This is a genomic window from Polynucleobacter sp. MWH-HuK1 (genome assembly GCF_018881815.1).
Lineage (GTDB): Bacteria > Pseudomonadota > Gammaproteobacteria > Burkholderiales > Burkholderiaceae > Polynucleobacter.
Window position 1 is genome coordinate 984,577 of the sequence record NZ_JACVPP010000001.1, and the last position, 19,334, is coordinate 1,003,910.

Below are 19,334 nucleotides of genomic sequence, written 5' to 3' on the forward strand. Positions count from 1 at the left end.
AGCCTTATTGCGGCTTAAAAGGGTGCGGTACAGGCTTGTTTTCTAACCATGCTTCTAGAGTCTCTGTGATCCCTTTTGAGAAGGTGGCGAAAATAGGTTCAGCGATGAACCCAAGATGTGGGGTGACCAACAGATTAGGAGTGCAACGCAACGCATCTTTTTCTGGGAGGGGTTCAACATCAAAAACATCTACCGCAGCTTGCCCTGGTCTGCCGGCTGCTAACGCTTTTTGTAAGTCCGACATGTTGATCAGGGCTGAGCGGGAGGTATTTACCAAAATGGAATCTGGACGCATGAGCGCTAATTGATCTGCGCTAATGAGACCCTTGGTTCCTGGACCTGCAACTAAATGCATGGATACTACTTTAGAGGTTTTCAAGAGCTCTTCAAGACTCACTGCTTTTGCATTCTCAGCCGCAGCACGTTCCGGAGTCATGCGCGGACTCCAGGCTACTACCTCCATGCCAAATGCAGCGCCTACACGAGCTACTCGGCTACCGATGGCGCCCAAGCCCATAATACCTAGGCGCTCACCTGAAAGCATGGGTAAAACTGACATGGCATCGCGCCATCCGCCAGAGGAAATCAATTTGTTTTCTTCAATCAAGCGCTTCGATGCGCCAAGAATAAGTGCCCAAGTCAGCTCAGCTGTAGTTTCTTTTGAGGGGCCACCAGGAGTGCATGCCATGGGAATATTTCTGGAAACCAATGCGGACGCTTCTAGAGTGCCATTGCGTTCGCCTGTGAACATTAAAAACTTGAGTTTTGGTAAGCGCGCAATCATTGCCTCATTAAAAGGGGAGCGGTCTCTGACGATGGCAATCGCATCTGCATCTTTAACAGCTTCATAGAGCGCTTCATCTCTTAAAGGTTCATGATGAATAGTGAGTTTAGCTTGTTGGTCTAACTTGTCCCAATTAGAAAAGCGGCGTAGTGCGCGCTCGTAGTCTCCAAGAATAACGATATTTGGTAATGAGGTCATAGATGAATGATGCTTTCAGTGAGTTAGTCTGTGGAAGAGTTCATGCGCAGTTTTTTACGAATGGAGCGCTCGACAGGAATGGAGTCTAAATTAGGTTCAAGGGCTTCACGCTCATCAAAGACAAAGCAGCTGCCTTGGTAGTGGGCAGAACCCACTTCTTCAAAGTACTTTAGTATTCCGCCTTCTAATTGGTAGCTGTGTTGTATGCCAATTTCTCGCATGTAGAGACCGGATTTTTCGCAACGAATCCCGCCAGTGCAAAAGCTAACCAATGTTTTATCTGCAAGTTCGTCTTTGTGAGCGGAAATAGCCGCAGGAAATTCTGTAAATTTTTCGATATTGAAATGCAGGGCATTTTCAAAAGTACCGTAGTCAACTTCAAAGGCATTGCGCGTATCCACCATGACGACTGGGCGACCCAGATCATCGGTGCCGCGATCCAGCCATTCTTGTAATTTTTTAGGGCTAATAAAGTTAGCGCGACCTTCCTCTGGGCGAATAGTCGGATGGTTCATGCGAATAATTTCATTTTTCAGCTTGATCAACATCTTTTTAAAAGGTTGATCTTCTGACCAGCTTTCTTTTGCTTGGAGAGACTTAAAGCGAGGATCAAGACGCAACCAGTCTAAAAACCCGCGAAGTGCATCGGCTTTACCAGCAAGAAACATATTGATTCCCTCGCCAGTTAATAAGATAGTGCCTTTCAGTTGGCGTGCATTGCATTCTTCAAGCATCTTGGTGCGCAGCTCTGGTAAGCCATCTAGGCTGACAAATAAATAGGCGGCAATATTTAAAATAGACTTCATTTTTCTCTCACTTGGCTACCCGCACATTATCGAGCAAATGGGGCGTAGAGGTGATAACCTTAGCACTATATTTGCAGAGTAAATGTCCGCCCTAGTTTTTTCCAAAAATAGCCGCCAAAAGGCGCATTTATATTCAATATCCAACAGACTATTTAGTAGGTATTTGTTATGACAAAGCGTTTAATTCCCTATCAGCCCATGGATTTGGCTGAACCTGCTGAGCTAGTGGCTGCAATCCGCAAAAGACGTGGTGGTCAGTTTATCAATCTTGACCGCATGCTTTTGCATAGCATCCCGATTGCAGAGGGCTGGAATCATTTTATTGGTGAGATTCGGAATAATTTATCTTTAGATCCCAAGTTACGTGAGTTGGCTATGTGTGGCGTAGCGGTGCTCAATGGTGCCGAATATGAATTCTTTCACCATGCACCACCTTTCAAAAAGGCGGGTGGCACAGAGGAGCAGGTACAAGGCTTGCGCCTCATTGGACAGGCAAATTTTCCAAAAGATCTGTATTCGCCAGTAGAAAACGATGCCGCTGAACTCACTTTTCAGATGACACGCAATATCAAGGTGGATCCTGAATTGATGAAGCGTTTACAGAAGGCGTTAGGAAGTACTGATACGGTAGAGTTAGTAACGGTCATTGCCGCATACAACATGGTGTCTCGCTTCTTAATTGCACTAGACGTCAATCCTGAAGATCATCCTCCCGCTTAAAAGATTGTCTACTTAATAAACATGATCCGCAATATTCAAACCATTATTCCTGGCATTGCCACTTCTGATGGTGCGGGTGTGAAATTGCGCCGCAGTCTTGGTGGGCAAAATCAAGTAAGGTTAGACCCTTTTTTGATGCTTGATGAATTTTCTTCAAACGATCCGAACGATTACGTGGCAGGCTTTCCTGCCCACCCGCATCGAGGATTTGAGACGGTGACCTATATGTTAGAGGGCCATATGTTGCATGAAGATCATTTAGGGAATCAGGGTCATCTTAGGACTGGCGGTGTGCAGTGGATGACAGCAGGGCGCGGCATCATTCATTCGGAGATGCCGCAACAGGTGAGTGGCGCCATGCGCGGCTTCCAGTTGTGGATCAACTTACCCGCCAAAGAAAAGATGAAGGCGGCAGGATATCAAGATATTCAGGTGGACGATATCCCTAAAGTTGTTTTGGAGAATGGCGGCTCATTGAAGGTCATTGCTGGAACTTACGGCCATGAAGGAAATGAAATTCAAGGTCCAATTCAGGGAATTACAACCACTCCTTTATTTTTAGATGTGCATTTGCCGTCCCATACTGAATTTGAGCACCGCGTTCCCAAAGAGCTCAATGCGTTTGTTTATGTTTATGAAGGCGAGTTGGAAATTGGCGGCCCCATGAGATCAGTTCCAAAGCAGGCTGCCATTGTTCTTGGAGATGGAGATCGTTTAAAGGTAAAAGCAGGATCTACTGGCGCACAATTTATTGTTTTGGCAGCCCTGCCTCTTCATGAGCCCATCGTTCAATATGGCCCCTTTGTGATGAATACCCGTGCTGAAATTGAGCAGGCAATTGATGATTATCAAAACAACCGTTTTGTGGTTTCTTAGGTGAGTCCATCAACAATTCTTCAGTGGGAAGAAGGCGGCCAAACCCATAGCGCCCTGTGGCATTCTGAAAATGGTATTGCCCCCCATAAAAAGATTCAGATCGCAGACGACACCCTGACTGCTGATAGTGCATATCGCCTAGCTTGTGAAGGCACAGCAATGCTATACAAGGGTGATTTTCAGAATGCCCGACAGCTTTTACAGGCTTTGGCACGAAGAGTGGATAGGCCGTCCAAGAAATCCTCTAGAGCTGATCGAGTTGCAAAAGAGAAAACCAAAAGCCCGCTGGATACATTCAATCTTCACCGCCTTGCCCAATCACAGCGTGCTCGTATTTTGGGAATGGTATTGATTCCAGTAAATGCAGACCATAGCGTCTCTTTAAGGCGTGCACCAGATGTAGCGCAAGCTTGTTTAGAGGCTTATGGTGAGCAGACCGAGCCTTATGTCATTTCCCTCCGTGAATTGCTGGGCGTGATTAGCGCACATGAGTGGCGTAAAAATGGCGTTCAAGTTTTGACTAGAGACGATGAAGAGGTTCGCATTCATCCGCACTATGGCGTGTTCTCGCCCGTGCGTGGTGAGTATATTGAGTTGGTATTAAAGACTCCGCTACCAGCTGCTCTCAAGAAAAACTCAACCGCATTCGATATTGGAGTTGGTACCGGAGTGCTTTCAGTTGTATTGGCTTTGCGAGGAATTCAGAAGATTGTTTCCACCGATATGGATGACAGAGCGATTGCATGTGCACAAGAAAACATTGAGCGTCTAAACTTGCGCTCTCAAATAAATGTTCTTAAGACTGATTTGTTTCCATCGGGCAAGGCATCGCTCATTGTTTGCAATCCGCCATGGCTGCCAGCCAGACCAAGCTCCTCTCTCGAGCGGGCGGTATATGACCCCGAGAGTCAAATGTTAAAAGGCTTTTTGAGTAACTTAAAGAATCATTTGCTTGATGATGGTGAGGGCTGGTTAATTCTGTCGGATTTGGCTGAGCATTTGGGATTGAGATCAAGAGCTGAGCTTCTCAATTGGATTGAGCAAGCAAACTTAAAAGTTCTCACACGTGTTGATACTAAACCGACACATCATAAAGCGTTTGATCAAGCGGATGCATTATATGCAGCGCGCTCTAAAGAAGTCACTTCGCTTTGGCGTTTAGCGCTAAAGTAGTAACACAACAATAGCCCTACGAACCTCGTCCCCATTGGGATTGTGGTTGTTTATCAAATGCATCATCCTTAAAATGTTTGTGAAGAATCCGTAGTTACTGAGAGTTTTATCAGTCTAATTACATGCTCTTTATATGTTTAACTTTTAAGGAAGTCATTTGCTCAGCAGTTTCCCACCTAGAAATACTTTTGTCATTTTAGGTGTAGTCACAATCCATCTTTTGGTTTCCTTGTTTTTTTCACCTTCAGCATTTGAGGGCGAAAGAGCGCTCACTTCAGAATCCATGATGGTGAATTTAGTCAATCTGCGCGCACATCAACCGAGAAAGCGTGCAGACACATCAATAGCTAAAACGACCGCAATTAGCCCCACAGAAAATCTCAACCCAATGCCCTCTGAGTTAACTTCTATGAGCGGTGACAAGAAAGGGAGTAGTCGCCCACAGAACTTCATTCCTAGACATGTTCTACATAACCCCAAGCCAAGCTATCCCTTATTGAGCAGAAAACTCAGGGAGCAGGGTTTGGTGATGATTAAGTTGTGCGTTAACCAGGGTGGCTTTGTGGATGAGGCCAGTGTTTCCAGAAGTTCAGGTTTTCAGGGTTTAGATCAGTCAGCGCTTGCCACCTTGTCGCAATGGAGATTTCTACCGCTTTCTTCAGCCCTCTATCAGTCTTCGCAGTGTTTTCAGGCTCCCGTTCATTTTAGTTTGGAGGGGTAGCATTTGACTGATTGCAAAACTGCAGACTTAGATCTGAAATACATTCGCTCCGCCGAGACTTTGCCAAAGATTATTTCAAGTGAGGATCTACTTGGTCGAGGCAAGCAAATGTTTATTACACATGATGGGTGTACTTATCAATTGCGCATTACTAAATTGGGGAAATTAATTCTGACGAAGTAAAACTGAAATAGCTTACTAGCCAGCAACAGCATTTTCATATGCATATAGCCAGCGATTTTTTGTTTTTATCACTGGAGATGGTATATGAAGCATCAAGATGTTTTGCGTTATCAAAGCAGGCTCGCCTGGTTTTCATCAATTGCATTATTGTGCGGGACTGCTTTTTCAAGTTGGGTAAAGGCTCAAGACATCGAATTACCCAGAATTGATATTGTTGGTCGTGAGCAAAATGCCTCTAGCAAAATTCCTGGAACAGTCGATGTGATTGATCAGAAGCGGATGGAGGAGTTGCAACCTCAATCACTGCAGGATGTATTAAGAACGGTTCCTGGCGTCAATATTCGCGGGGATGAGGGAGGTTTTGGAGCTATTCCAAATATCGGCATACGAGGCTTAAATCCAGCCCGCAGTACAAAAGTGCTATTGCTAGAGGACGGCGCACCAATTCAGCCTAGTTTATTTATTTCCAATGCTTCATATTACAGCCCCCCAGTGGAGCGAATTGGAGGAATAGAGGTGTTAAAGGGCGCATCAGGTCTTCAGTATGGCCCCTCTAATATCGGCGGCGTAGTTAATTACCTGACAAAAACACCGTCACAGGGTTTTAAGTTAACCGGTAAGGTTGGTAACTATGGATATCGATTGGCAGAGATAGAAGCTGGAGGTAAGTCATCGTCAAACGGTGCAGTTGGCGGTATTAACTTGATTCAGTCTGAGTCCAATGGCTATCAAGGAAATGGTTTTAAGATGTACGACATCTTGATGAAGGGTGGTATTGAGATTGCGCAAAATCAGTGGTTAAGTGTCAAGTATACGCATTACGATAACAATATCAATACGTCCTATGTGGGTCTGCGCCCCACTCAATATATCAATCGCATGAGAGATAATCCGGCGCCCAATGATCGCTTTATTACCCAAAGAAATGCCGTAGATATAAATCACTCTTTGGAAATTGATTCAGATACCAAAATTAATACTTTGATGTATTGGAGTAAGTTAACTAGAGACTATTGGCGGCAAAGTATTGTGAAGCGCACCCAAGATGCTACGATTTTTAAGACCTGCAATGTTGGCTCAGACTGTCAAGTCGGTCGTAATCGAGAGTTTCAAATGTTGGGCATAGACTCACGAGTAAATCATGCTTATAAAGCTTTAGGAATCGCTAACGAGGCTGAGTTTGGTGTGCGTTTGCATACAGAATCCCAAATCAATCAGTTGGTGAGTTCAAGAACATTGGCTTATTCCGGGCGCGTTTCGCTCCATGAGGACAATAAGGCTAACTCAATTGCCTTGTATGGTCAGAATCGATTTTTGTTAACAGATAACTTCGCATTAATTCCAGGAGTGCGAGTCGAGAGTTATAACCAGACTCGCTCAAATGTGATCACCGGTAAATCGGGTAGCGCAAAAAATGTGGAAACCATTCCGCAAATTGGTGCGACATGGCAGCTCATACCGCAAGCACAAGCATATGGCAGTATTTATAAAGGGTTTGCGCCGGCTCAATTGGCGACAGCGATTGACGATAAAGGTGTTGATCAGCAACTTGCGCCAGAGCGCTCCACTAATATGGAATTAGGTTTGCGCGGACGCTCAGGAGCTTTCTCTTATGATTCGGCCATCTTTAGCATGAACTTTAGCAATCAAATTGTGAATCAAAGTTTGGCCGCGGGAATTTCCAAAGCAAATGGTGGTAAGAGTTTGCACCAGGGTGCTGAGGCATCCTTAGGTTATGAGTTTGGTCGTGGTTGGGCTATAAACGTTAACGCTACCTACATACCGGTTGCAAAGTTTGTTGGGACGAATTCTTTGGGGCGCGATGGTAACCGAATTCCTTACACTCCTAAGCTCACTTCTAACTTTGGCGTGAGTTATGAAAAGAATGGCTTCAATACTTTGGTGAGCCTAAATTTTGTTTCTGCCCAGTATGCCGACTCAGCAAATACTGTCGCTCCTAATATCATTGGAACTCTAGGTGAGGTTCCTTCTTTTGCAACCGTGAACTGGAGTGCTAACTACGCCATTAATAAAGATTGGAAGGTATTTGGTGTCATCAATAACGTATTTGATAAGCGCTATATTTCTAGTCGTAGTCCAGATGGAATTTTTGCTGGGGCGCCACTCAACTTTCAGGCTGGCATGAGCTATCAGTTTAATTAACGCATCATATTAATTCGTTTAGAGGAAAGCAAGACGCCACCCTGGTGGGTGGCGTTGGACTGTTACAGACTTAAAAATGGTGGAACCGGCGGGAATCGAACCCGCGTCCGCAAATCCTCCACAACAAGTTCTACATACTTAGTCATATCATTTGATTTAATCAGTTAGGCACGGACTGACACGTTCCTCGCTGACGATTCACTAAGTTTTCGTACTATTCTTCGTGACGCAAAATAGTCTTATCTCTTGTATATGACCCTGATGTAGCTTGCGCTACCTGACCCAAGAGAGAATCAGTTCAGGGGCAACCGCAATTAAGCGGCTAGTGCGTAACGTTCGTCGTTAGCAGTTATTACATTCCCATTGATTTACGAGATAACGGGTCCTCGGTATGCCCTTGATGCTTTGTAATCCACGTCGAAACCATGTCGGTCCCAGATTGCATGCATTGGAACTTCTTATTTTAAAGCCGCTAGCTTTAAATTGTTGAATATCTTTAGCCCCTGTTGGGAAAGATGATTTGCAATAAATCGAGGGGATTATTAGCGATGTAATCGGCTCCCCAGGCCTCTGGAGGCTCTTTGCAGCCACAGTAGCCATAAGTGGCAGCGACAGTCTTCATCCCGGCAGCTTTGCCTGCCAAAACGTCTCTAATATCGTCCCCAATATAAATGGATTTACTTGGATCAATCTTGCTGATTCTGGCTGCATGAAGAATCGGCTCCGGATGCGGCTTCGAATAAGGGGTAGTGTCCCCAGAAACAGTGGAAACAGCGCGCTGACGAAGACCCATGAGATCGGTTAGAGGGTTGGTAAAGCGCTCACTTTTGTTGGTTATAATTCCCCAGGGTAGGCTGGCGGCATCCATTTGATCAAGTAAATGGTCAATTCCATCAAATAGCTTGCTATGAACCAGCAGAGCTTTTTCGTAATTGCTGAAAAACTCATCACGGAGTGCAACAAAATCCTCGTGATCTGGACTGATCCCAAAGGCGCCTTCAAGTAAGCCACGAGCTCCAGCTGAGGCATAAGGGCGCAGAAACTCATAGGGCTTAGGAGTGAGGTTGCGGGCAACTAACAATTTATTGGTTGCAGCAACCAAATCTGGTGCGGTATCCGCTAGCGTGCCATCTAGGTCAAAAAAGATGCCTTCGTAGGGGCTGAAAAGCTTGCTCATCTATTGAATTACTTTCTAACGGCGATCATGTAGTTCACATCTACGTCATCACCCAGGCTATACACCTGCGTCAGTGGGTTGTAGCTCAAACCTTTGATGCCAGCCATCTCCAGTCCCGCATGTCGCGTAAACGCAACCAACTCAGAAGGCTTAATGAATTTGGCATATTCGTGAGTACCTTTAGGAAGCAATTTAAGAATATATTCGGCGCCAATAATCGCAAATAGGTAGGATTTAGGGCTGCGATTGAGGGTGCTAAAAAATAATGTGCCTCCAGGTTTGCAGAGTTTGGCGCAAGCACGGACTACAGAAGCTGGATCAGGGACGTGTTCAAGCATTTCCATGCAGGTCACCACGTCGTATTGTTCTGGTTGTTCTTCTGCAAGAGCTTCTGCAGAGATAGGGCGATATGTGAGGTTTGCTCCCACTTCAAGTGCATGTAACTCTGCTACTTTGAGAGCCTTCTCGGATAAATCAATACCTGTTGTATCTGCACCTGATTGTGAAATGGATTCTGCCAATATGCCGCCACCGCAACCAATATCAACTACCTTTTTGCCATTCAGATCAACAAAGGATTTAATCCAATCCAATCGCAAAGGATTGATAGCGTGCAGAGGTTTGAATTCGCTATTAGGATCCCACCAGCGATGGGCTAGGGCGCTAAATTTGGCGATTTCTGACTGGTCGACGTTCATGGTGATTAGGTATCTGCAAAGCTATTAGAGAAGTTTATGAATATAGCGGAAATAAAAAAGCCCGCTAGAAGCGGGCTTTTTTACAAGTAAAGTGAATTACTTAGCTGCTGTACCAACAACTTCGATGTCAGTACGGCGGTTCTTAGCGCGGCCTTCAGCAGTTGCATTTGATGCAACTGGATTGCTCTTACCTTTAGATTCTGTGTAGATGCGGCTACCGTCAACACCCTTGCTTACCAAGTATGTCTTAACAGATTGCGCACGACGCTGACCGAGGGCCATGTTGTATGCATCTGTACCAACGCTATCAGTGTTACCAACAGCAATAATTACTTCTAACTTGATCTTGCTCAAGTCACGAGCGATCTTGTCCAAAGTAGCTTTGCCTTCTGGTTTCAAGTCAGATTTGTTGAAGTCATAAAGTGTGTCAGCTTGCAAAGTGATTTTGCTTTGGCTTACACCAGAAGCAGCTGCTTTAGGAGCCAATGCACCGTCACAACCTTTGGCTGCAGTAGCAGGTGTCCAGTTGCTATCACGCCAGCACAATGTGCCATCGCTGTTTTTCCAATTCAAGCCAGAGCTGTTTTCCCAGTTATCAGATGCAATTGCTGCAGAAGCAGAAACGGTGATAACAGAAGCCAGCAACACTTTTAGGGTTTTGTTCATTTTTAGTCCTCAAAAATCTCTTTTTTAATTAAAGTCAAACTTAAATGTAATTCGCCCTACCTTGATGCAAAAACTGCAAAGCGACACATCTCAATTTCGTACAAACTGACAGAATCTTAGCATAGGGCCTACCTGTCATCAAAATGATATTATTTCTAGATGGAACAAGCCGCTAAAGAAACACTACCAATATCCCTCGAAGACGAAATGCGGCGGTCCTATTTGGACTACGCAATGAGCGTCATCGTCGGCAGAGCCCTGCCAGACGTGCGTGATGGCCTCAAACCGGTTCACCGCCGGGTCTTATTTGCGATGTATGAATTAAACAACGATTGGAACCGAGCTTACAAAAAATCTGCCCGTATAGTTGGCGATGTAATCGGTAAATACCACCCGCACGGTGATTCTGCGGTGTATGACACGATCGTTCGGATGGCTCAGGACTTCTCCCTGCGCTATATGCTGGTTGACGGGCAGGGTAACTTTGGCTCTGTGGACGGCGATAACGCTGCTGCGATGCGGTATACCGAGATCCGCCTCCGCAAGATCGCCCATGAGCTTTTGGCCGATTTGGACAAGGAAACAGTCGATTTTGGGCCAAATTACGACGGTAGCGAGAAAGAGCCCCTGATTCTGCCTGCCAAAGTGCCTAATTTGCTCATAAATGGCAGTTCTGGCATTGCAGTGGGTATGGCTACCAATATTCCTCCTCATAACCTGGATGAGGTGGTTTCAGCCTGTCTGCACGTGCTTCACAACCCAGAATGCACAATTGATGAACTCATTGAGATCATTCCAGCTCCCGATTTCCCTACTGCCGGCATCATTTATGGCGTTCAAGGGGTTCGCGAGGGCTACCGCACTGGCCGTGGCCGTGTGGTTATGCGTGCAAAGACTCACTTCGAAGATTTGGATAAGGGCGCGCGTCAAGCAATCATCGTTGACGAATTGCCATACCAAGTTAATAAAAAGAATTTGCTCGAGCGCATTGCAGAGTTAGTGAACGAGAAAAAAGTTGAAGGCATTTCTGATTTGCGTGATGAATCAGATAAATCCGGTATGCGAGTTGTAATTGAGCTCAAGCGCGGCGAAGTGCCTGAAGTCGTTCTTAATAATTTGTATAAGAGTACTCAGCTACAAGATAACTTTGGTATGAACATGGTGGCATTGGTAGACAACCAACCACGCTTGTTGAATTTGAAGCAAATGCTGGAGTACTTCTTGCAGCATCGTCGTGAAGTGGTTACACGCCGTACGATTTTTGAATTACGTAAAGCGCGCGATCGTGGTCACGTCTTGGAAGGTTTAGCGGTTGCATTAGCAAACATCGACGAGTTCATCGCGATTATTAAAGCTGCTGCGAACCCGGTGATTGCTAAACAAGAGTTAATGGGTAAAGCATGGGATTCATCGATGGTACGCGAGATGCTAGCGCGTGCTGAGACCGATACCCCAGGAGGCCGAAACGCTTATCGCCCAGAGGGATTGTTGCCTGAGTACGGTATGCAAACTACTGGCTTGTATCGTTTATCAGATAGTCAAGCGCAAGAAATTTTGCAGATGCGTTTGCAACGTTTGACTGGTCTTGAGCAAGACAAGATTGTTAACGAATACAAAGAAGTCATGGCGGAGATTTCTGACTTACTCGATTTGTTAGCGAAGCCAGAGCGTGTAACTCAAGTGATTGAAACTGAATTAAAAGAAGTTCAATCTGAATTTGGTATTGCTGGTGGCGATACAGGTCGTCGTTCATTTATTGAAATGAATGCAACCGAACTCTTCACTGAAGATTTAATTACGCCGCAAGATTTGGTGGTGACACTCTCAAATACTGGTTATATGAAGAGTCAGCCGCTGAGTGAATACCGTGCGCAAAAACGTGGTGGACGCGGTAAGCAAGCTGCTGCCACTAAAAACGAAGATTGGATCGAAACACTCTTCGTAGCGAATACGCACGATACGATCTTGTGCTTCTCTGATCGTGGTCGCATGTATTGGCTAAAGGTCTGGGAAGTTCCACAAGGAAGTCGTGCCTCCCGCGGCAAGCCTATCGTCAATATGTTCCCGCTGATTGAAGGCGAGAAGATTACGGTGATTTTACCAATTAAGGGTTACCAAGACGATCAGTATGTATTCATGGCTACTAGCTTGGGTACTGTGAAGAAGACGCGTTTGTCTGATTTCTCTAACCCACGTAAGGCCGGCATTATTGCTGTCGACTTGAATGAAAACGACTTCTTGGTTGGCGCTGCCATTACAGACGGTCAACATGATGTAATGTTGTTCTCTGACGCTGGTAAGGCAGTGCGCTTTGATGAGAACGATGTTCGCCCAATGGGCCGTACCGCACGCGGTGTACGCGGTATGAATTTAGGCGAAGGTCATCAAGTGATTGCGATGTTAGTCGCTCCAGCTGAGGCTGCGGAAGGTGTTGAAGCAACTGTTGTTGATGTAAACGGCATTGCGATTCCAAGTAGCGTATTGACTGCTACAGAGAATGGTTATGGCAAACGCACGCCGATCGCTGAATATACCCGTCATGGTCGCGGTACTAAAGGCATGATTGCTATTCAGACTTCAGAGCGTAACGGTAAGGTTGTAGCAGCCGCACTGGTTTCTCCAGAAGATCAAATCATGTTGATCACTACTGGCGGTGTCTTGGTGCGCACACGTGTTTCTGAAATCCGTGAGATGGGTCGCGCTACTCAAGGCGTAACTTTGATTAACGTGGATGAAGGTACTCGTTTGTCTGGCTTACAACGTATTGCTGAAAGCGACTCAGATGATGACGCTGACGATGCAGAAGAAGGCGATATCAGTGCGGACCCAGCAGCTGACAATGCTGACGACACGGCAGGTGACGCTTAAGCGTCACCTTTAGACTAGACCACATCATGACTTTTGACCGCCGCATTTTTAATTTCGCTGCGGGGCCTGCTACTTTGCCTGAAGAGGTATTGAAGCAGGCTGCCGATGAAATGCTGAACTGGCGTGGACTTGGAACGAGTGTGATGGAAATTAGCCATCGCAGTAAAGAGTTCATGGAGGTCTATGAAGAAGTCATTCAGGACCTTCGTGCGCTCATGAATATTCCAGATTCATATGAGATCTTGCTCTTGCAAGGGGGTGGTCTTGGTCAAAATGCAGCGATTCCAATGAATCTTATGCCGTTGGCTAAGAATGGCCCTAAGGCCGATTTCTTGGTAACGGGTATTTGGTCAGAAAAATCATATAAAGAAGCGCAAAAATATGGCATAGCAAATTTAGCTGCGTCCTCTGCTGCCGAAAAATTTAACACGATTCCTGCTAGATCTACTTGGCAATTATCAAGTGATGCTGCTTACGTGCATTACTGCGCGAATGAAACTATTGGCGGCGTAGAGTTTCCAGATGTGCCAGATGTCGGCGACATGCTATTGGTTGCTGATATCTCTAGCAACATTCTGTCAAAAGAGATGGATGTGAATAAATGCGCCGTTTGGTTTGGTGGGGCGCAAAAAAATATTGGCCCCTCTGGTGTGACGATTGTGATTGTGCGCAAAGATTTAATTGGTCACAGCATGGGCATCACACCAACAATTTGGGATTGGGCAGTGCAAGCCAATACTCAGTCCATGATTAATACTCCGCCTACTTTCTCCATCTATATGGCTGGCTTGGGCTTTAAGTGGTTGCTCAAGCAAGGCGGCGTTAAGGTAATTGAAAAACGCAATCAAGAAAAAGCAGAGTTGCTCTATAACTTCTTAGATCAAAGTAGTCTCTATGAAAATCGTGTCTCAAAAGAATATCGCTCACGCATGAACGTGACTTTCTTCTTAAAAGATGAGAGTCTGAACGCAGAGTTTTTGGCCCAATCAAATTCGGCTGGTTTAGTTGCCCTGCGTGGTCATAAAGCCGCGGGCGGCATGCGTGCAAGCATCTATAACGCTATGCCAATTGAAGGTGTAAAAGCCTTGGTGGAATTTATGAGCGACTTTGAAAGGCGGGCTTAATGAGTACGGAAGAACAGCGCCTAGCGCCTATTCGCGACAAAATTGATTCCTTAGATGCGCAGATTTTAGATTTGTTGACTCAGCGCGCAAAAGCAGCGCAAGAGGTTGGTCATATCAAGGGTGATTTCTTATCACCTGTTTTTCGTCCTGAGCGTGAGCGCCAAGTAGTAGCGCGCTTACAAGAAATTAATAAAGGTCCCTTGCTCCCGGATGGCATTGCTGCTATTTGGCGTGAGGTGATGTCAGCTTGTAGAGCTTTAGAGGCTCGTCAAACCATTGCTTACCTTGGTCCAGTCGGAACATTTTCTGAACAAGCTGCGCAAACCTATTTTGGTCACTCCATTGCTGGCTTGCCTTGTGCAAGCTTAGATGAAGTATTTAAGTCGGTAGAGAAGGGCGCAGCGCAATTTGGTGTTGTGCCTGTAGAAAACTCCAGTGAAGGTGCGATTTCTCGCACATTAGATTTATTGCTCGACTCCTCAATGCGCATTAGTGGAGAAGTTGTTTTGCCAATTCGTCATCATCTTTTAACGAAGAGCGGCAATTTAGATGGCGTCACAACAGTGTGTGCGCATGCTCAGGCTTTGGCTCAATGCCAGCAGTGGTTAAGTGTTCATGCTCCACAACTTAAGCGTCAAGCTGTAAGTAGCAATGCCGAGGCAGCACGTATGGCGGCTGCGGATCCAGCCTTAGCTGCCATTGCAGGTGATCCTGCACAAGAAGCGTATGGTCTTCAGGCTGTGGCTGCGCAAATTCAGGATGATCCCCATAACCGTACCCGTTTTGTTGTGGTTGGCAACTATGCATGTTCACCTACCGGCAAAGATCAAACCTCTTTAGTGCTATCAGTTGATAACCAGCCGGGCGCTGTACATCGCTTGTTAGCGCCCTTGGCTAAACATGGCGTGTCCATGAATCGCTTTGAATCGCGTCCTGCTCGCAAAGGTACTTGGGAATATCACTTCTACATTGATATTGCTGGCCATGCAGATGATGACAAAGTAGTGAAGGCGCTGGAAGAGTTGAAGGGTGTTGCTGCTTTTTATAAGAACCTAGGATCTTATCCGCACTCTGCCTGATCAATTTAAACTCTGAGTAAAACTCGAATGACATCCAAGATTGGTTTAAAACATATTCATGCGATTGCCCCTTACGTTGGCGGGCGTCCTATCAGTGAGGTTGCGCGCGAATATGGCTTGGATGAAAACAAGATTGTGAAGTTGGCTTCCAATGAGAATCCATTGGGTATGCCTAAATCAGCACAAGATGCCATGCTTAAAGCAGCAAGCGATTTAGGGCGTTATCCAGATTCCAATGGCTTTGACTTAAAGAATGTCCTTGCTGCGCGCCTAGGTGTTCCAACAGATTGGATTACCTTAGGCAATGGCAGTAACGATATTTTGGAATTAGCTGCGCGTGCAGTAGCGCAAGCAGGTGATGAGGTGATTTTCTCTAAACATGCTTTTGCTGTTTACCCTCTGGCCACTCAAGCTGTTGGCGCAAACGCCGTTGAAGTTGCAGCTACTGCTTTGTATGGGCATGATTTGCAGGCGATGTTGGCGGCCATTAAGTCATCTGGTGATAAAGCAAAACTTGTTTTTGTAGCTAATCCCAATAATCCTACAGGCAGTTATTTGCCTGCCAAGGAGATTGAAGACTTTTTAGAAGCAGTGCCATCTAATGTAGTGGTGGTGCTTGATGAGGCTTATAACGAGTACCTCGGTCCAGAGCAGCGCTACGATGCGATTGCTTGGGTAAAGCGTTTCCCAAATATGATTTTGTCTCGCAGTTTTTCAAAAGCCTATGGTTTGGCTGGCTTGAGGATTGGTTATGGGGTTGCTCAACCGCATTTAACTGATCTGCTAAACCGCATTCGTCAACCATTTAATGTTAATAGCTTGGCACAAGCTGCAGCAATTGCTGCTTTTCAGGATAAAGAATTCTTGCAACAAGGCTTTGAGCTAAACCGCGCAGGCTATATTCAACTGACAAATGCTTTTGATGAGCTGGGTTTGAAGTATTTGCCATCCGCCGGAAACTTTGTTCTGGTGAAGGTGGGTGATGATGATCAAGCAGGCGCACGCATCAATTTAGCCTTACTCAAGCGTGGCATCATTGTTCGCCCTGTTGGCAACTATGGATTGCCACAGTGGTTAAGAATCTCGATTGGATTGCCTGAAGAGAATGCCGCTTTCATTGCAGCCCTAAAAGAAATAATTTCAGAAACACTTTCCTAATGACCATCATTAATCCAGCAAGTAATTACGGCACTGTCACTATTGTTGGTGTTGGTTTAATTGGCGCCTCATTAGGCTTGGCTCTAAAAAAGGCGGGTGTTGTTACTAAAGTTTTAGGCGTTGGCCGCAGTAAAGAAAACTTAGATCAAGCACAAAAGATGGGCGCGATTGATGGTGTGGTGGATTTGGTTGAAGCCGCCAAGCAATCGGATGTGATTGTGCTTTGTGTGCCAGTAGCACAAATGCGTAGTGCCTTTGAGGTGCTTGAGCCACATCTTGAACCACGCACGATGATTACCGATGGTGGTAGCACCAAAGGCGATGTGATTTTGGCTGCCAAAGAAGTGTTGGGTAAAAAGGCGTGCCAATTTGTGCCGGCACACCCGATCGCTGGCGGAGCTCAGCATGGGGCAGCAGCTGCGAAGGCTGATTTATTTCAGGGCAAGCAAACCATTATTTGCCCGCTACAAGAAAACTCTCCTGAAGATACGGCTTTAATTACTGGATTTTGGGAGTCTGTTGGCTCCGAGGTTAAAAAGATAGGCGTTGTGCAGCACGATGCGATTTACGCGGCTGTGTCTCACCTCCCGCATATTCTGTCTTATGCGTTGATGGCTAGCGTTGTGAACTCTGAAGATGCCGATCAAAAGTTAAGTCATGTTGGCGCTGGGTTTAAAGACTTCACACGCATTGCTGCGTCAAGCCCAGAAATGTGGCGTGATATTTGCCTTGGCAATCGCACGGCGATTTTGAAAGAGCTTGATCAGTACTTGTTGATCGTCAATCACATGCGCAAACTCATTGCTGAAAATGATGGCCCTGGTTTAGAGAAGTTATTCAACAGGGCGAGCAAAGCACGCCAAGAAATGGACGCACTTTAATGAGTGGTTTGCCAGATATTACTATTGGGCCATTTAAACGAGCGCAAGGCTCGATCGTGTTACCGGGCTCAAAGAGCATCTCAAATAGGGCGCTCTTGTTAGCTGCTCTCTCATCCGGAACTACCACGCTTAAAAATTTATTAGATGCAGATGACACGCAGGTGATGCGTAATGCCTTGCGCCAGCTCGGCCTCTCTGTGATCGATCAAGAGAATAAGGTTTGTGTAGTTGAGGGTTGCGGCGGTCAGTTTCCTGTGCGTGAAGCAGATCTTTTTATGGGCAATGCTGGCACTGCAATACGCCCACTGACTGCTGCTTTAGCAATGCAAGGCGGTAACTACCGTTTATCAGGTGTTGCACGTATGCATGAGAGGCCGATTCGCGATTTGGTGGATGGCTTGCGCCAAGTAGGCGCAAAGATCGAATACGAATTACAAGAAGGTTATCCGCCGATTCGGATATCTGCGGCAAATATTCAGATTAAAGATATTGTCAAGGTGCGTGGCGATGTATCGAGTCAATTCTTGACCGCATTGCTAATGGCTTTGCCCTTAGTGGCAACAGATCCAGTACGAATTGAAGTAATTGGCGAACTTATTTCTCGCCCTTATATTGATATCACTTTGAAGTTGATGGCGCGCTTCGGTGTAAATGTTGCTTGCCCTGATATGCAATCTTTTGTTATTCCGGCAAAAACTTCAGAAGCTGTCTATAAGAGTCTGGGTCAGCTATCCGTTGAGGGTGATGCCTCGTCTGCTTCCTACTTCTTAGCCCTGGGCGCTATTGGTGGTGGACCCGTAAAGGTCTTGGGCGTTGGCAAGGACAGTATCCAGGGTGACGTGGCTTTTGCTGATGCACTCGCTTTAATGGGTGCAAACATTAATGCAGGTGAAGATTGGATTGAGGTTACTGGTGTGAAAAATGCCAACGGCAAACTCAATGGCATCACGATTGATTGCACGGAAATCCCGGATGCAGCAATGACGCTTGCAGTTGCTGCATTGTTTGCCGAAGGCCCAACACGTTTAAACAGTATTGCTAGTTGGCGTGTTAAAGAAACCGATCGTATTGCGGCGATGGCAAAAGAATTGAAAAAAGTTGGCGCCATTGTTGAAGAGGGTGCGGACTACATTGTTGTGCAAGCACCGCCCTCACAAAGTGATTGGAAGTCACCAGCCGAAGGTATTGATACTTATGATGACCATCGTATGGCAATGTGTTTCTCGTTAGCTGCGTTTGGTCCGAACGCCCTCAAGATCAACGATCCCAATTGTGTAGCAAAAACTTTCCCGACTTATTTCGCTGAGTTTGCAAAGGTAGTGGGCTAATTCACTCTCATTACTATCCACTTTTTATGAATTTTCCACCAGTCATCGCTATTGATGGACCCACGGCCTCAGGAAAAGGTACGGTAGCCTCCTTGGTGGCGGAAAAGTTGGGATTTCATTATTTGGATAGTGGTGCTCTTTACCGTTTGGTTGCCCTTGCCAGCGAAAAACGGGGAATTGATGTCAAAAATGGCTCAGAATTAGGTCTTTTAGTCCATAAGTTATTGATTTCATTCAAAAATAATCAGATTTTTCTCAATGGCGAGGATGTGTCTGAGGCTATTCGCACAGAAACTATCGGTTTAAGAGCCTCTGCGTTGGCAGTTCATCCAGAGGTCAGGGCTGCTTTAGTGGGTCTACAACGCAGTTTCCGTCAATCCCCGGGCTTGGTGGCCGATGGCAGGGATATGGCGAGCGTCATATTCCCAGAAGCAGTTTTGAAAGTTTTCTTGACTGCAACAGCTGCAGCCAGAGCCGAGCGGCGCTATAAGCAATTGATAGCTAAGGGAATTTCTGCTAAACTTGAGGACTTGCTGCAAGATTTACAAGAGCGCGATGCCAGAGACAGTAGTCGAGGTGCGGCACCCTTGTTAGTTGCAGATGGTGCAAAAGTGCTTGAAACCTCAGATTTATCGATAGATCAAGCAGTTATGGCGGTTTTGGATTGGTATCAATCTGCGGTCGCCTAGTTTTTGTAAGTAGTTGTAGTGAGCTGTAAGTAGTAGTTTTGG

At 45.9% G+C, this 19,334-nt stretch carries 18 protein-coding genes and 1 other RNA gene; 13 read left to right on the plus strand and 6 right to left on the minus strand.

Translation table 11 applies throughout. The features are described 5' to 3' along the window. Positions 1-4 precede the first annotated feature (4 nt). Together ICE93_RS05165 and ICE93_RS05170 are read right to left on the minus strand one after the other, a co-directional pair. A complete protein-coding gene (locus ICE93_RS05165) occupies positions 5-982 on the minus strand; it encodes a D-2-hydroxyacid dehydrogenase family protein (protein WP_216186219.1) in 978 nt (325 codons plus the stop codon). A 23-nt stretch (positions 983-1,005) separates the two neighbouring features. Beyond that, positions 1,006-1,788 (minus strand): sulfurtransferase, encoded by a 783-nt coding sequence (locus tag ICE93_RS05170; RefSeq protein ID WP_216186221.1) that lies wholly within the window; start codon positions 1,786-1,788, stop codon positions 1,006-1,008. A 168-nt stretch (positions 1,789-1,956) separates the two neighbouring features. On the opposite strand from ICE93_RS05170, the gene ICE93_RS05175 reads away from it, so the two are divergent. From ICE93_RS05175 to ICE93_RS05200, 6 genes are all read left to right on the plus strand, one after another. Further along, complete coding sequence (locus ICE93_RS05175) at positions 1,957-2,508, plus strand: carboxymuconolactone decarboxylase family protein (RefSeq protein WP_216186223.1); 552 nt, start codon at positions 1,957-1,959, stop codon at positions 2,506-2,508. Positions 2,509-2,529: 21 nt separating this feature from the next. After that, positions 2,530-3,384 carry a pirin family protein gene (locus ICE93_RS05180; RefSeq protein ID WP_216186225.1) on the plus strand — a complete coding sequence of 285 codons (855 nt, stop codon included), beginning with the start codon at positions 2,530-2,532 and terminating at the stop codon, positions 3,382-3,384. After that, positions 3,385-4,557, plus strand: a complete 1,173-nt coding sequence (locus tag ICE93_RS05185; RefSeq protein ID WP_216186227.1) for a methyltransferase — start codon at positions 3,385-3,387, stop codon at positions 4,555-4,557. Positions 4,558-4,786: 229 nt separating this feature from the next. Next, complete coding sequence (locus ICE93_RS05190; protein WP_216186229.1) at positions 4,787-5,278, plus strand: energy transducer TonB; 492 nt, start codon at positions 4,787-4,789, stop codon at positions 5,276-5,278. Between the two features lie 3 nt (positions 5,279-5,281). Then, positions 5,282-5,461 carry a hemin uptake protein HemP gene (gene hemP / locus ICE93_RS05195; RefSeq protein ID WP_216186231.1) on the plus strand — a complete coding sequence of 60 codons (180 nt, stop codon included), beginning with the start codon at positions 5,282-5,284 and terminating at the stop codon, positions 5,459-5,461. Between the two features lie 84 nt (positions 5,462-5,545). Then, positions 5,546-7,624 carry a TonB-dependent receptor domain-containing protein gene (locus tag ICE93_RS05200; RefSeq protein ID WP_216186233.1) on the plus strand — a complete coding sequence of 693 codons (2,079 nt, stop codon included), beginning with the start codon at positions 5,546-5,548 and terminating at the stop codon, positions 7,622-7,624. A 77-nt stretch (positions 7,625-7,701) separates the two neighbouring features. On the opposite strand, the gene ssrA is transcribed toward ICE93_RS05200, so the two are convergent. The 4 genes from ssrA to ompA form a co-directional block, all read right to left on the minus strand. Further along, positions 7,702-8,060, minus strand: a transfer-messenger RNA (tmRNA) gene (gene ssrA, locus ICE93_RS05205). A gap of 60 nt (positions 8,061-8,120) precedes the next feature. Next, positions 8,121-8,801 (minus strand): HAD family hydrolase, encoded by a 681-nt coding sequence (locus ICE93_RS05210; protein WP_216186235.1) that lies wholly within the window; start codon positions 8,799-8,801, stop codon positions 8,121-8,123. Between the two features lie 8 nt (positions 8,802-8,809). Next, positions 8,810-9,499, minus strand: coding sequence for a bifunctional 2-polyprenyl-6-hydroxyphenol methylase/3-demethylubiquinol 3-O-methyltransferase UbiG (gene ubiG / locus ICE93_RS05215; protein ID WP_216186237.1), 690 nt, complete (start codon positions 9,497-9,499; stop codon positions 8,810-8,812). A 96-nt stretch (positions 9,500-9,595) separates the two neighbouring features. After that, positions 9,596-10,165: an outer membrane protein OmpA gene (gene ompA, locus ICE93_RS05220; protein ID WP_216186239.1), complete on the minus strand. Its 570-nt coding sequence runs from the start codon at positions 10,163-10,165 to the stop codon at positions 9,596-9,598. 159 nt (positions 10,166-10,324) lie between these two features. On the opposite strand from ompA, the gene gyrA reads away from it, so the two are divergent. From gyrA to cmk, 7 genes are read left to right on the plus strand one after another with little or no spacing between them, the layout of a single operon-like run. Continuing rightward, positions 10,325-13,033 carry a DNA gyrase subunit A gene (gene gyrA, locus ICE93_RS05225; RefSeq protein WP_216186241.1) on the plus strand — a complete coding sequence of 903 codons (2,709 nt, stop codon included), beginning with the start codon at positions 10,325-10,327 and terminating at the stop codon, positions 13,031-13,033. A gap of 26 nt (positions 13,034-13,059) precedes the next feature. Beyond that, positions 13,060-14,157 carry a 3-phosphoserine/phosphohydroxythreonine transaminase gene (gene serC / locus ICE93_RS05230; protein ID WP_216186243.1) on the plus strand — a complete coding sequence of 366 codons (1,098 nt, stop codon included), beginning with the start codon at positions 13,060-13,062 and terminating at the stop codon, positions 14,155-14,157. Continuing rightward, positions 14,157-15,236, plus strand: a complete 1,080-nt coding sequence (gene pheA, locus ICE93_RS05235) for a prephenate dehydratase (protein WP_216186245.1) — start codon at positions 14,157-14,159, stop codon at positions 15,234-15,236. The genes serC and pheA overlap by 1 nt, the downstream gene beginning before the upstream one ends. A 27-nt stretch (positions 15,237-15,263) precedes the next feature. After that, positions 15,264-16,394 carry a histidinol-phosphate transaminase gene (gene hisC, locus ICE93_RS05240; RefSeq protein ID WP_216186247.1) on the plus strand — a complete coding sequence of 377 codons (1,131 nt, stop codon included), beginning with the start codon at positions 15,264-15,266 and terminating at the stop codon, positions 16,392-16,394. Then, a complete protein-coding gene (locus ICE93_RS05245) occupies positions 16,394-17,275 on the plus strand; it encodes a prephenate dehydrogenase/arogenate dehydrogenase family protein (RefSeq protein WP_216186249.1) in 882 nt (293 codons plus the stop codon). The genes hisC and ICE93_RS05245 overlap by 1 nt, the downstream gene beginning before the upstream one ends. Before the next feature lie 8 nt (positions 17,276-17,283). Continuing rightward, on the plus strand, positions 17,284-18,603 hold the full coding sequence (gene aroA, locus ICE93_RS05250; protein ID WP_216188280.1) for a 3-phosphoshikimate 1-carboxyvinyltransferase: 1,320 nt from the start codon (positions 17,284-17,286) through the stop codon (positions 18,601-18,603). Positions 18,604-18,629: 26 nt separating this feature from the next. After that, entirely contained in the window at positions 18,630-19,292 is a 663-nt protein-coding gene (gene cmk, locus ICE93_RS05255; protein WP_216186251.1) for a (d)CMP kinase, read from the plus strand. Positions 19,293-19,334: the final 42 nt, after the last annotated feature.